We start from the raw sequence: 13,259 nt of genomic DNA, 5'->3' as shown, positions 1-13,259 counted from the left end.
GGTTGTCTATACAACCAAGTCAACAGATTTTTGCAAGCGTAAACCGCCTATTTTTTCTCGAATACGCGTTTGCCCGCCACCCACGTCTGCAGCACCTGCGTCTTGCCGATGGCACCAGGCGCCACCTTGAACAGGTCCTGGTCGACGACGATGAAGTCGGCCCATTTGCCCCGTTCCAGCGTGCCGATGACTTTCTCCTGGTGCGCCGCCCAGGCCGCGTCGAGCGTGAAGCAGCGCAGCGCCTGCGTCACCGTCATCGCCTGCTGCGGATACCAGCCGCCGGCCGGAAAGCCTTCGCTGTTCTGCCGCGTGACGGCCGCGTGGATGCCCTCGAACGGGTTCGGCGACTCGATGGGGAAGTCCGAGCCGCAGGCGATGCGCGACCCCTGCTGGAGGAAGGTGCGCCACGCATACGCGCCCTTGATGCGTTCGTGCCCCACGCGCTGCTCCGCCATGTTCTGGTCCGAGGTGGCATGCGTCGGCTGCATCGACGGCACGATGCCCAGGCTCTTGAAGCGGGGGATATCGCTCAATTGCACCACCTGCGCATGCTCCATGCGGTGGCGCAGGCCCGCGCTGCGGTATTGCCCGATCAGGGCCTGGTAGCCGTCGAGGATTTGATGGTTGCCCGCGTCGCCGATGGCGTGCACGTTCACCTGGTAGCCGGCGCGCATGGCCTTTTCCATCTTCGCGCGCATGGCGGCATCCGGGTAGAACAGCAGGCCACGGGTAGACGGATCGTCGCTGTACGGCGCCAGCAGGGCCGCGCCGCGGCTGCCCAGGGCGCCGTCGGACAGCAGCTTGACGGCGCGCAAGGCGTACATATCGCGCGCGTAGCTGTTCAGCGGACCGTTTTTCGCCAGCGCGTCGAAGTCGTCCGTCGTGTCGGCAATCATGCCGTACACGCGCACCGTCAGCTTGCCCTGATCCGCATAGTCGCGGAACAGCCGGTCCTGCATCCGGCCGATGCCCGCGTCGTGCACGCTGGTCAGGCCCACCTGCGACAGCTGCGCCAGCGCGCCATCGAGGGCGGCGCGGTTTTCCACGTCGCCTGGCCTGGGCAGCACGGCATCCATCAAGTCCATGGCGTTATCGACCAGCACACCCGTGGCATGCCCGTCCGCGTCGCGCTCGATCTTGCCGCCGGCCGGGTCGGGCGTATCGCGCGTGATGCCGGCCAGCGCCAGCGCGCGGCTGTTGGCCCAGCCCGCGTGGCCGTCGACCCGGCGCAGCCACACGGGGCGCGCGCTTTCCGCCGCATCGAGTTCCGCTGCCGTGGGAAAGCGCCCCAGCTTCCAGATTTCCTGGTTCCAGCCATTGCCGACGACCCAGCCGCGCTCCGGATGCGCGCGCGCGAAGTCGCCCACGGCCTGCACGGCGGCCGGCAGCGACGGGGAACCGTACAGCATCACGCCGCTGGCGATCGTGCCCAGGCCGAAGACGTGGCCGTGCGCGTCGATCAGGCCCGGCAGCACCGTCTTGCCCTGCACGTCGACATGCGTGGCGCCCTTGGCCGCCTTGCGTTTCACATCGGCCGCGCTGCCGACGGCAAGCAGCTTGCCCGCGTCGTCAAACGCCAGCGCCGTGAAACGGATCACCTTGCCGTTTGCGTCGAGCGTGTAGCCATTGGCATTGTCGATCACCGTGTCGGCGTGGGCCTGGCCCAGGGCGCCCAGGCAGGCGAGTACGGTCAGGGTGCGGCGCAAGTGCGGGTTCGGCATGTCCATCTCCAGGTCTTTGAGTCATTCACAAAAAGACGAGTGTATAGAAATTGGCAAAATGGTCAATCAGGCAGCGTGCGGGTTTCCTGCCGCGGGCCGCAGCATCAGCCAGTAATCGCGCCCCGTGACGGCTTCCGCATGGCGTGCCGCCACGTCGAAACCGAGGCGGCCATAGAATGGCAGGCTGCGTTCGTTGTAGGTCTCCAGGAAACAGGCGGCGCCCGCTGCATCGACGGCCGCCAGGCCAGGCGCCAGCACGGAGGCGCCCAGCCCGCGGCCTTGCGCGTCCGGATGAATGCCGGCGATCGACAAATACCACGCATCGTGCAAGCCATGCGGCGCCAGCGCGTGTTCCATGTTTGCCACGATGGCCGTGAAATGGGCGAAGCCCTGCTCTCCCAGCAGCGCGCGCAAGCCTTGCTCGCGCTGCGCATACGCGGCCTGGCGCACGGCCGCCGGCGCATCCGTCGTCCAGATGGCGGCGCCATGGCCGGCCGCATCAGCCAGGTCGACCCGGCCCGCCTGTTCGCCTTCAAGCAGCGCCAGCGCGAAGTAGGCCGCCAGCATGTCCCGCCGCGCCGCCTCGTCCTCGCCGCACGCCACCGTGACGGCGCGGTAAAACGGGTCGCCGATCAGGGCGGCGGCCAGGCTGCGGGCGGTATTGGAAACTTCGGTGCGGGATGGCTCGGACATGAATACGCTTTCTCTTCGTTGTAACGCCCGGCATCTTAACGCAAGCACCGATCCCTTGCGACCGGCCAATACGTGCAAGACGCCACGGGCCTGCGCCGAGGCTGTCAGGTGGACTGCCCCATGATCAGGCACCGCGTCGCGTGACCTTACTTCGCCCCGTCCTGCGGCTTTTGCGCCGGCGCCCTGAACCACTGCTCCGGCGGCACCACATGCGACTCTTTCGGGTCATCGATGTAGTGCGGCGAGGTGATCTGCACGTCGAATTCGTTGAAGACGTCGATGATGTTCTGGTGCAGCTGGTTCAGCACTTCGGCCCGCTGGCGCGGGACTTCCGCGCTGGCGTAGGCCACCAGGCGATATTGCACATAATAATCTTGCAGGGCCAGCTGCATCACATACGGTTTCGGCGTGGCGGACAGCTCTGTCGTGCGCGAGGCGGCCAGCTCCAGCATGGCGTGCACCTGGCGCCATGGCGTGGCGTAGCCGATGGTGACGGTGGAGTCGAGCACGAAGCCGCCGCCGGGCTGGGCGCGCGAATAGTTCTTCGTCGTCTGCGACATCACCCACGCGTTCGGCAAGGCCACTTCCTCGCCCAGGCCCGTGCGCAAGCGCGTCTCGAACATGCCGACGTCTACCACCGTGCCTTCGCTGTCGCCCACGCGCACATATTCGCCCTTGCGCAAGGCCCGCGTGTACATCAGGATCAGGCCGCTGGCCCCCTGCCCGACGATGCTCGACGCGCCGATCGAGACCATCAGGCCCACCAGCACGGACAGGCCCTGGAAGGCGGCCGTGTGCGAACCGGGCAGGTAGGGGTAGGCCATGGCCAGCGCGAACAGCCAGATCACCACGCTGGCGATGCGGCGCGTGGGCAGGGCCGTGTCCTTGTCGAGCCAGCCGATCTGCAGTTCCCCGCTTTCCACGCGCTTGAACAGCGAAGCGGCCGTGGCGGCGATCAGGCGCGCGATGGCGAAGATCACGCACACCAGCACCAGCCCCGGCAGGGCGCCGATGATGGCATGGAAGACGTCGGCCGCCACGTCGAACAGGTAGCCGCTCAGGCTTTCGCCCCACGAGCGCGTGTAGGGCAGGCGGCCCAGCACGAAGGCGGCCCACAGGTACGTGGCCATCAGGCGCAAGCCCCACAGCACGGCGCTGAGCAGCTGGTAGGCAAAGGCGATGTAATGCTCGGCATCGAGCACGCGCACGTTTTTCAGGCGCACGTCGCGCAGGCGCGAGGCCAGCAGGATGCCGCTGCGGCGCTTGGCCCAGCGGTACAGGCGCGTCAGGCCCATCCACACCAGCCAGAATACGAGGGTGGCGGCCGCGCACACGGCGGCGGCGATGGCCAGGTAGCGCCAGCTGTTCTGCTCCTGGTAATCGAGCACGGCCTTGCTCAACTCCTCGGCCGCCGTTTTCGCCACACTTTCCGTCGTGTCGCCGGCCAGCTGGTTGACGTCGCCAGGCACGACGACAAACAGCTGCACGCCGTCGAGCAGCACCTGCGTGCCTTCGGGAATCATGCGCGTGCTCGTCTTCAAGGGGCCGTTCTTCGCCAGCACGCCGTCGAGGCGGCGCTGCGCGCCCGTGGCCCGCTCTTCCGGCGGATAGCCGGCCAGCGCAGCGCGGAAGACGAATACCTTGCGGTTGGCAAACATCAGCGGCGCCGTCCTGACCGCCACGGCAGGCGCTGGCGCCATGACAGAGGCGGCCTCCGCGACGAGGGATGGCGCAGCCTCCTGCGCATGGGCCGCAGGCAAGAGGAAGATCGTCAATAGGCACAGCAGGCGGAAAAACGCGGACATGGCAGGGTCGGTAAGTGACAGGGAACAGCCATCATGCCATGTAATCCCGGAAACTCAAGCGCCACGCATCCGCTTCAGCCCGCATCGTGGAAAATGATGCCCAGGGTATGGCGCGAGCCCGAACGCAGGCGCGACACGCCGTGCCGCATGTTGACGCGATAATTGCCGCGCGTGCCGCTCACGGGGCGCTGCGCCACGGGAAAGAGCACGGCGTCGCCCTGCGCCAGCGGCACCACCTCGGCGCGCGACTGCATGCGCGGGCGCTGCTCCGTCAGCACGAACTCGCCGCCCGTGAAATCCTCGTGCGGGCGCGACAGCAGCACGGCCAGCTGCAGCGGGAATACGTGTTCGCCATACAGGTCCTGGTGCAGGCAGTTGTAATCGCCTTCGCGATAGCGCAGCAGCAAGGGCGTGGGCCGCGCCTGCCCCGCCGCATGGCAGCGCGCGAGGAAATCCGCATGCGCCAATGGAAAGCGCGCCTCCAGGCCCAGGCTGGCCTGCCAGCGGTTGGCAATCGGCGCCAGGCGCGGATACAAGCCCATGCGCAGGGCGGCCACCGCATCCGGCAGCGGATAGGCGAAATACTGGTACTCGCCCTGTCCAAACCCATGGCGCTGCATCACCACGCGGCTGCGAAAGCGCGACGCGTCGTCATATAGCGCCGCCAGCGCGGCGCAATCGTCCCCGCTCAGCAAGCCAGGCACGACGGCGTAGCCATATTGATTCAGCTCATCCTCGATGCACTGCCATTCGAGCGCCCTCACCGTTCGCCCTCGCGTTCCAGCAGCGCCTGCTTGCGCTCCACGCCCCAGCGGTAACCGGACAGGGCGCCATCGTTGCGCACCACGCGGTGGCAGGGGATGGCGATGGCCAGCGCATTCGCGGCGCAGGCGCCCGCCACGGCGCGCGCCCCGTTCGGCGCGCCGATGCGGCGGGCCAGTTCGGCATAGCTGACGGTGCTGCCGGCGGGAATCTCGCGCAAGGCTTGCCACACGCGCTGCTGGAAGACGGTGCCGCGCACGTCGAGCGGCAAGTCCAGGCCCAGGCCCGGCGCCTCGACCAGGCCGACGACGCGCGCCACCGTCTGCTCGTACTCGGGCTCGGCGCCGCGCAGCTCGGCGCGGGGAAAGCGGTCCTGCAAGTCGCGCAGCAGCACTTCCGGGTCGTCGTCGATGAGGATGGCGCAAATGCCCTTGTCCGTGCTGGCCACGAGGATGGCCCCCAGCGAGCAGGCGCCGATGGCAAAGCGGATCACGGCGCCGCTGCCGCCGTCGCGGAAGGCGCCCGGCGTCATGCCCAGCAAGCCCGGCGTGGCGGCATAGAAGCGCCCGCTGGAATTGAAGCCGGCCGCATATAAAGTGTCCGTGACGTTCGCGGCGCCCTGCAAGCCGGCCTTGAGCCGCTCGCCGCGCCGCGCCGCCGCATACGCTTTCGGCGTGATGCCCGTGTGCGCCTTGAAGACGCGGTGAAAATGAAAGCGGCTCATGCCGGCGGCCCTGGCAAGGCTGTCCAGGTCGGGCAAGTCGTCGCTGGCGTCGATCAGGCGGCAGATGTCGGCCACGACGGCCGCCTGGCGCTGGGCCAGCGGCGGCTGGTCGGGCTTGCAGCGCAGGCAGGGGCGAAAGCCGGCCGCTTCCGCCGCGGCACAGCTGGCGTGGAAAGCCACGTTGCGGCGCAAGGCGGGGCGCGCCGCGCAAGAGGGCCGGCAATACACGCCCGTCGTGCGCACCGAATAATAAAAGACGCCGTCGGCGTCAGGCGCGCGCCGCTGCACGCCGTCCCAGCGTTCGTCGTCGGTCAGATAAGCGTGTTCCATGGCGGACTCCCTGCAAATAGATAGTAAGTAGCCAGCATAGCCAGCGCCGCCGGACGCCACACTCCGGCGCTTGCTTTTGAATTCAAAAAAAGGCTGGCGGCGCCTGCCTTGCTCGGTGCTAAAATCGTTCATCGCGCCTCCGCCCGGAGGCGCGCCCAGCCCGCGCTTCGGAGAAACCGCATTGGACGATCACATTACACAAGAAAATACGCCCATTTTCCAGCGCATCAAGGATTTTCTGCTGGCCGGCATCGCCGCCGGGCGCTGGAAGGAAGGTGACGTCATTCCTTCCGAGCAAGCGCTGGTGAAGCAATTCGGCGTTTCGCGCATGACCGTCAACCGCGCCGTGCGCGAACTGACCAGCGAGCAGGTGCTGACGCGGCGCCAGGGATCGGGCACTTATGTGGCGCAGCAAAAATACCAGGCGACCTTGTTGGAAATCAAGAGCATCGCCGATGAAGTGCGCGCGCGCGGGCATATCCACCGCAGCAGCTTGCAGTTGCTGGAACGCACCAAGGCGTCGGATTTGCTGGCCAAGCAATTCGGCATGGTGCCGGAACACCTGCTGTTTCATTCGCTGATCGTGCACTTTGAAAACGGCGTGCCGATCCAGGTGGAAGACCGCTGGGTCAATCCCGACTGCGCGCCCGACTACATGACGCAGGACTTTGCCAGCATCACGCCGAACGAGTACCTGATGGCGGCAGCGCCCCTGCAGGGCGCCACCTACAGCATCGAGGCGCTGTCGGCGCCGCGCGACATCGCCGAAATGCTGGCCATCGACACGAAACAGGCATGCCTGGTGCTGCGCCGCCAGACGCGCTCGGGCGGCAAGATCGCCTCGATCGCCACCATGTGGCATCCGGGCCACCGCTATCAGTTCGCCGGCAGCTTCGCCTGAAGCCACGCCTTGTGATTCAGTAGCATGATTTCACGCAAACTTTCTCACGAATTCTCACCAAATCGCGAATAAATCGGCCATTTCGGGGCAAAAAAATCCCCGTTTTTGCCGTTTCAGAACTTAAATACTCCGAGTAAATATTCGATGCTATAGTTGCCGCCAGAAAGCGCCACAGGCGCGTATTTGCGTGCGCGTCCTGTCGTGCCAGCCCTGTCCAATCACGCCCCAGAAAGGGATGCATTTGTCGTCTTGCAGCCACACGAGTTTCAGCGCACCACGCCGTCGGCGCCTTGCGCTGCGCAGGCTCGCTCGTACGATGCTGGCTGCGGGCATCCCCCTGACCCTGCCCGCCTTGGCGCAGGCGGCCGCGTCCGTCGCCGCGCCTGTGCTGCTGTGGCCGTTTGCCGCGGCCAGCGCCACGGCCCTGGCGGGACTGGCTTGCTGGCAAGCCTGGCGCTGGCGGCAACAGGTGCATCACCTGCGGCTGCCGCCCGACCGCATGGCCGGGCCGCATGCCACGCAAGCCTTGCGCGGCGCGGCCATGACCGGCTGGACGTGGCGGCGCCAGTCCGACCAGCTGCTGTTCGCTCCCCAGTACCAGGATTTGCTCGGCGACAAGAACGCCAGGCTCGCGCACACGCTGGCCGATTGGCTTGCCGAAGTGCACCGCGATGACCGCGCACGCCTGAGCCAGATATTTCACCAGCATATAGACGGCCAGGCGCCTGGCAGCTTCAGCTGCGAATTTCGCCTGCGCCACAGCGATGGCCACTGGCGCTGGCTGCTGGCGCGCGGCGCCGTCCTGACGCGCGCCTCCGATGGCGCCGCCACCCAGGCCAGCGGCATCGTCTGCGACATCAGCGAGCGCAAGGCGGACGAGGAATCGCGCATGCGCTGCATGCTCGAAGCGGCACCCGAAGCGATGCTGGTGGCCGATATCGACGGCAAGGTGCACTACGCCAACCAGATCGGCGCGCGCTGCTTCGGCTACCCGCTGGCCGAACTGATCGGCATGTCGCTGGAGCAGCTGGTACCGGAAAGCACGGCCAGCCACTCGGCCAGCGACCCGCAAGCACGGCACAGCCTGCCAGGCAGGGTGATGATGGCGCGCCGCCGCGACGGCACGCATTTCCCGGCCAAGGTCAGCCTGTCGCCGCTGCGCATGGCCGGCCAGGTATTTTCCATCGTCTCGCTGCGCGACATGACGCAGCGGCAACGCGCCGAGGAAGCGCTGCACGCCAGTTCGGAGCGCTATCGCCTGATCGTGCAGACGGCGGCCGAAGGCATCTGGATGACGGACGGGGATGGCAAGACCACCTTCGTCAACCCGAAGATGGCGCATATGCTCGGTTACACGGTGCAGGAAATGCTGGGCCGCCCCATGCTCGACTTCATGGACCGCGACAGCCAATTGCTGATGCAGCGCCGCCTGGCCAGCCACGGCAGCCTGGCCAGCCAGCCGGACCAGGTCGACTTCCGCTTCTTCCGCAAGGACCTGTCCAGCCTGTGGGGCCTGCTGTCGAGCACCAGCATCCAGTCCGACAATGGCGAGCCGGGCGGCACCCTGGCCATGATCACCGACATCACGGAACGGCGCCAGGCCTCGATCGCCCTGTCGAATTCCAGCCAGCGCATGGCGTCCGTCTTCGGCGCCGTGACGAATGGCCTGGTGGTGCAGGACAGCCGTGGCCACATACTGGAAAGCAATGCGGCCGCCGCGCGCATGCTGGCGGCCAGTCCGGCCGGCAACAGCCTGTGGCAAGCCATCCGCGAAGATGGTTCCGCCTTCGACCAGCGCAGCCACCCCGTGCACATCACCCTGTCGACGGGCGAAGCCATGCGCGACGTGCTGATGGGCGTGCAGCAAACGGACGGCAGCCTGTCATGGCTGTCCGTGAACACGGAAGCGATCCGCGACGAATACGGCAAGGTCAGCATGGTGGTGGCCAGCCTGACGGACATCACGTATCACAAGCGCAGCGAGAGCGCCTTGCGCGAGCTCAATGAACATCTGGAAGAACGGGTGGCGCAGCGCACGGAGCAGCTCGATCAGGCCAAGCAGGTGGCGGAAGAGGCGAGCCTGGCGAAAGGACAGTTCCTGGCCAACATGAGCCATGAAATCCGCACGCCGATGAATGGCGTGATCGGCATGGCCTACCTGGCGCTGAAGACGGAACTGGAACCGCGCCAGCGCGATTACCTGGAAAAGATCCGCTTTGCCGGAGAACACTTGCTGGGCATCATCGACGACATCCTCGACATTTCGAAGATCGAGGCGGGCAAGCTGGAAATCGAACGCGTCAACTTCAGCTTTGACCACGTGGTGCAGACGCTGATGACGGTGGTGGCGCCGCGCGCGGCCGGCAAGAACCTGGAACTGGTGTTTGAAATCGACCCGCAACTGCCGGCCGTGCTGGTGGGCGACCCCTTGCGCCTGGGGCAAGTACTGATCAACTACGCGAACAATGCCATCAAGTTCAGCGAACAGGGCAGCATCACGGTCAAGGTCCACAAGGTCATCGGCGACGCCAAGCACTGCCTGGTGCGCTTTGAAGTATGCGACCACGGCATCGGCCTGTCGCAGGATGAAATGAGCAAGCTGTTCCAGTCATTCCAGCAGGCCGACACGTCCACCACGCGCGAGTATGGCGGCACGGGCCTGGGCCTGGCCATCTGCAAGCAGCTGGCACAGCTGATGGGCGGCGACGTCGGCGTCGACAGCCGTCCCGGCGCCGGCAGCACCTTCTGGTTCACGGCCAACCTGGGCATTTCCGACCAGGCGGCGCCGGCCATGCTCGACAGCATGGTGCAGACGGCGGCCGCCATGCGCGCCAGCGCCGATGCGGCCCTGGTGATGCGCACACTCAAGCATGCGCGCATCCTGCTGGTGGAAGACAACACCTTCAACCAGCAAGTAGCGCTGGAACTGCTGGAAGAAGCGGGCGCCTCCGTCTGCCTGGCCAACAATGGCGAGGAGGCGCTCGACCTGCTGCGCCAGACGCAGTTCGACTGCGTGCTGATGGACGTGCAGATGCCGCTGATGGACGGCTTGCAGGCGACGCGCCACATCCGCGCCGATCCGCAGCTGGCGCACCTGCGCGTGCTGGCCATGACGGCCACGGCCACCAGCGAAGACCGCGTGCGCTGCCTGGACGCCGGCATGGACGATTTCATTTCCAAACCCATCCAGCCGGCCATGATGTACCAGACCATCGCCAGCTGGCTGCCGGCGCGCGAGACCCCGCCCCCGCCCGCCCGCAGCCGCGCCGCGCCCGCCTTCAAAACCACGCTGGCCGGCGATCCGCAAGTGATCGACCTGTCCATCCTGGCCAAGTTGCTGGGTTACAACCCGGAAAAAGTGCGCAAGTTTGCCTTCAAGTTCCTGCAAACGACGCAGGATGGCTTTGGCGACATCGACGCCGCCCTGGCGCGCGGCGACGTGCACCAGGTGCGCGAACTGGGGCACCGCATCAAATCCTCGGCCCGCACGGTGGGCGCGCTGGGCCTGGCCGAACTGTGCCACAGCCTGGAAACCCTGCCGCCGGGCGAACCGGCCGAGGAAGCCGAACGGGCGCGGCGCATCGTCACGCGCCTGTGGCCCCTGCTGGAACAAATTACCGAACAAATCATGAACAACACCAGCTTTGCCAATGACGACTAGCCACCGCCAACGTCCATTGCAGCCGGGTACCGGCATCGACCACGATGCAGCCTACACACAGAAAGACAGCACATGAACAACGCATCCAAACAACACATCGAGGCCCAGGCTCAGGCAAGCGAGGCGGCGCCGCTGCGCGTGCTGCTGCTCGACGACGACGTCTTCATGCTCGACGTGCTCAGCGACATGCTCGAGCAGCTGGGCGAGTTCGATATCCGCTGCGAATCGCACAGCGAGCTGGCCCTGACCACCCTGCAGCAGCACCAGCCGGACTTGCTGATCTGCGACCTGTCCATGCCCGACATCGACGGCATCGAATTTCTGCGCATGGCGGCCGACAACGGCTTCCGCGGCGGCGTCGTCCTGCTGTCTGGCCTGCATTCGGCCGTGCGCCTGGCGGCGGAGCGCCTGGCCGTGGCGAATGGCCTGCATATATTAGGCACCTTCCGCAAACCGATGGAAAGCGCGGAATTGCAGCTGATGGTGAACTTGCAACTGCAGAAAACGGCCCGCCTGGCCGGCATGCAAGCCTAGTCCTGCCTGCCGGCACGCATGCCGCAAGCCAGCAGGCATGCGGCTTTGCGGACCGGCCACGGCATTCGGGGACGATCTGCCTCAAGTTTTTCTGCAATAATCGCCACGCTTTGAAAAAATGGGTTATTATTTCAGCCATCCCCGCCTGCATACCTCTGGTCGCACCTTCCAAGAACATTGAATTCGTGCCCATTGTCCCCATCTTCTAGTTGCATTCCAGGAAGCATGGATGGCGAACCAGCGTATGGTTAATTCCAGGCATTATTGATCCCACCCTCATTTGAGGAAAATATGAGCGAAAATATCAAACACATTAGCGATGCATCTTTTGAAGCAGACGTCCTGAAATCCGAATTGCCAGTCCTGGTGGACTTCTGGGCAGAGTGGTGCGGTCCCTGCAAGGCCATCGCTCCGATCCTGGAAGAAGTCGCCAAGGAATACGCGGGCCGCATCCTGATCGCCAAGATGGACGTTGACGCCAACCAGGCAGTGCCTGCCAAGTTCGGCATCCGTGGCATCCCGACCCTGATCCTGTTCAAGGATGGCGTGGCAGCGGCACAAAAAGTCGGCGCCATGGCCAAAGGCCAGTTGACCGCTTTCGTCGACAGCAACATTTAATGTATGATAGGCAGCGCTGCGCCCGCAGCGCCGCCTGATTGGATCGTCCGGGAAGCGGCTTTCGTACCATTCGTGCAAAACCTTCCCCAATAATTAATCAAGCCACGCAGTCCCCTCCCCTACCTTTACATCCCGTCTCGGGACACTCAACACATATGCATTTATCCGAACTAAAGGCCCTACACGTATCCGCCCTGCTTGAGATGGCGATCGGTCTTGACATTGACAACGCAGCCCGCTTGCGCAAACAGGAGCTGATGTTCGCTATCCTGAAAAAACGCGCCAAGTCCGGCGAACAGATTTTTGGCGATGGCGCCCTGGAAGTGCTGCCTGACGGCTTCGGCTTCCTGCGCTCGCCTGACGCCAGCTACATGGCGTCCACCGACGACATTTACATCTCCCCTTCGCAAATCCGCCGCTTCAATCTGCACACCGGCGATTCGATCGAGGGCGAGGTACGGACCCCGAAAGATGGCGAACGCTATTTCGCACTGGTCAAAGTAGACAAGGTCAACGGCGAATCGCCGGAAGCCTCGAAACACCGCATCCTGTTTGAAAACCTGACGCCGCTGCACCCGAACGAGCCGCTGCGCCTGGAACGTGAAATGAATGGCCAGGAAAACATCACCGGCCGCATCATCGACCTGATCGCCCCGATCGGCAAAGGCCAGCGCGGCTTGCTGGTGGCGTCGCCGAAATCCGGCAAGTCCGTGATCCTGCAGCATATCGCGCATGCGATCACGGCCAACCACCCCGATATCACGCTGATCGTGCTGCTGATCGACGAACGTCCGGAAGAAGTGACCGAAATGCAACGTTCGGTACGCGGCGAAGTCGTCGCCTCGACCTTCGACGAACCGGCCACGCGCCACGTGCAAGTGGCTGAAATGGTGCTGGAAAAAGCCAAGCGCCTGGTCGAAATGAAAAAAGACGTGGTGATCCTGCTCGATTCGATCACCCGCCTGGCCCGCGCCTACAATACCGTCATCCCTGCCTCGGGCAAGGTGCTGACCGGCGGTGTCGACGCCAACGCGCTGCAACGTCCAAAACGCTTCTTCGGCGCCGCGCGCAATATCGAAGAAGGCGGCTCGCTGACCATCATCGCCACGGCGCTGATCGAAACGGGTTCGCGCATGGATGACGTGATCTTTGAAGAATTCAAGGGTACCGGCAACATGGAAGTGCATCTGGAACGCCGCCTGGCTGAAAAACGTGTCTATCCGGCAATTAACCTGAACAAATCGGGTACCCGTCGCGAAGAACTGCTGATCAAGCCGAACGAGCTGCAAAAAATCTGGATTCTGCGCAAGTTGCTGTACTCGATGGACGAGATCGAGGCGATGGAGTTCATTCTGGACAAGATGAAGGCGACGAAGAACAACGCCGAATTCTTCGACATGATGCGCCGGGGGGGGTAAACCTACTGCGCGTCCCGCTCTACGGCCTGTGTTGCTCGCTGTACCTTCGTACAGCTGCGCTACTCGGCCGTATATCGGGCCTGCTCGCTACG

10 protein-coding genes are annotated in these 13,259 nt (G+C 64.8%); 5 read left to right on the top strand and 5 right to left on the bottom strand.

The features are described 5' to 3' along the window. Window positions 1-47: 47 nt before the first annotated feature. The 5 genes from AC1RDJ_RS01450 to ada form a co-directional block, all read right to left on the bottom strand. Window positions 48-1,721, bottom strand: coding sequence for an amidohydrolase (locus tag AC1RDJ_RS01450; RefSeq protein ID WP_493026299.1), 1,674 nt, complete (start codon window positions 1,719-1,721; stop codon window positions 48-50). 66 nt (window positions 1,722-1,787) lie between these two features. Further along, on the bottom strand, window positions 1,788-2,414 hold the full coding sequence (locus AC1RDJ_RS01445; RefSeq protein WP_493026298.1) for a GNAT family N-acetyltransferase: 627 nt from the start codon (window positions 2,412-2,414) through the stop codon (window positions 1,788-1,790). Between the two features lie 146 nt (window positions 2,415-2,560). Beyond that, window positions 2,561-4,219 (bottom strand): mechanosensitive ion channel family protein, encoded by a 1,659-nt coding sequence (locus AC1RDJ_RS01440; protein WP_071321896.1) that lies wholly within the window; start codon window positions 4,217-4,219, stop codon window positions 2,561-2,563. Between the two features lie 74 nt (window positions 4,220-4,293). Beyond that, entirely contained in the window at window positions 4,294-4,983 is a 690-nt protein-coding gene (locus tag AC1RDJ_RS01435) for a 2OG-Fe(II) oxygenase (protein WP_493026297.1), read from the bottom strand. Further along, entirely contained in the window at window positions 4,980-6,035 is a 1,056-nt protein-coding gene (gene ada / locus AC1RDJ_RS01430; protein WP_071321894.1) for a bifunctional DNA-binding transcriptional regulator/O6-methylguanine-DNA methyltransferase Ada, read from the bottom strand. The genes AC1RDJ_RS01435 and ada overlap by 4 nt, the downstream gene beginning before the upstream one ends. A 181-nt stretch (window positions 6,036-6,216) precedes the next feature. Between ada and hutC the strand changes: the two genes are divergently transcribed. From hutC to rho, 5 genes are all read left to right on the top strand, one after another. Then, window positions 6,217-6,936 carry a histidine utilization transcriptional repressor HutC gene (gene hutC / locus AC1RDJ_RS01425; RefSeq protein WP_493026296.1) on the top strand — a complete coding sequence of 240 codons (720 nt, stop codon included), beginning with the start codon at window positions 6,217-6,219 and terminating at the stop codon, window positions 6,934-6,936. A gap of 316 nt (window positions 6,937-7,252) precedes the next feature. Further along, window positions 7,253-10,597 (top strand): PAS domain-containing hybrid sensor histidine kinase/response regulator, encoded by a 3,345-nt coding sequence (locus AC1RDJ_RS01420; protein ID WP_232251028.1) that lies wholly within the window; start codon window positions 7,253-7,255, stop codon window positions 10,595-10,597. Between the two features lie 72 nt (window positions 10,598-10,669). After that, entirely contained in the window at window positions 10,670-11,131 is a 462-nt protein-coding gene (locus AC1RDJ_RS01415) for a response regulator (RefSeq protein WP_071321892.1), read from the top strand. 291 nt (window positions 11,132-11,422) lie between these two features. Next, a complete protein-coding gene (trxA, locus tag AC1RDJ_RS01410; protein WP_071321891.1) occupies window positions 11,423-11,749 on the top strand; it encodes a thioredoxin TrxA in 327 nt (108 codons plus the stop codon). A 155-nt stretch (window positions 11,750-11,904) separates the two neighbouring features. Then, window positions 11,905-13,167 (top strand): transcription termination factor Rho, encoded by a 1,263-nt coding sequence (gene rho / locus AC1RDJ_RS01405; protein WP_010401543.1) that lies wholly within the window; start codon window positions 11,905-11,907, stop codon window positions 13,165-13,167. Window positions 13,168-13,259 lie beyond the last annotated feature (92 nt).

Source organism: Janthinobacterium sp. GW822-FHT07H10 (assembly GCF_058798675.1).
This window is presented reverse-complemented; position numbering and strand designations above follow the sequence as displayed.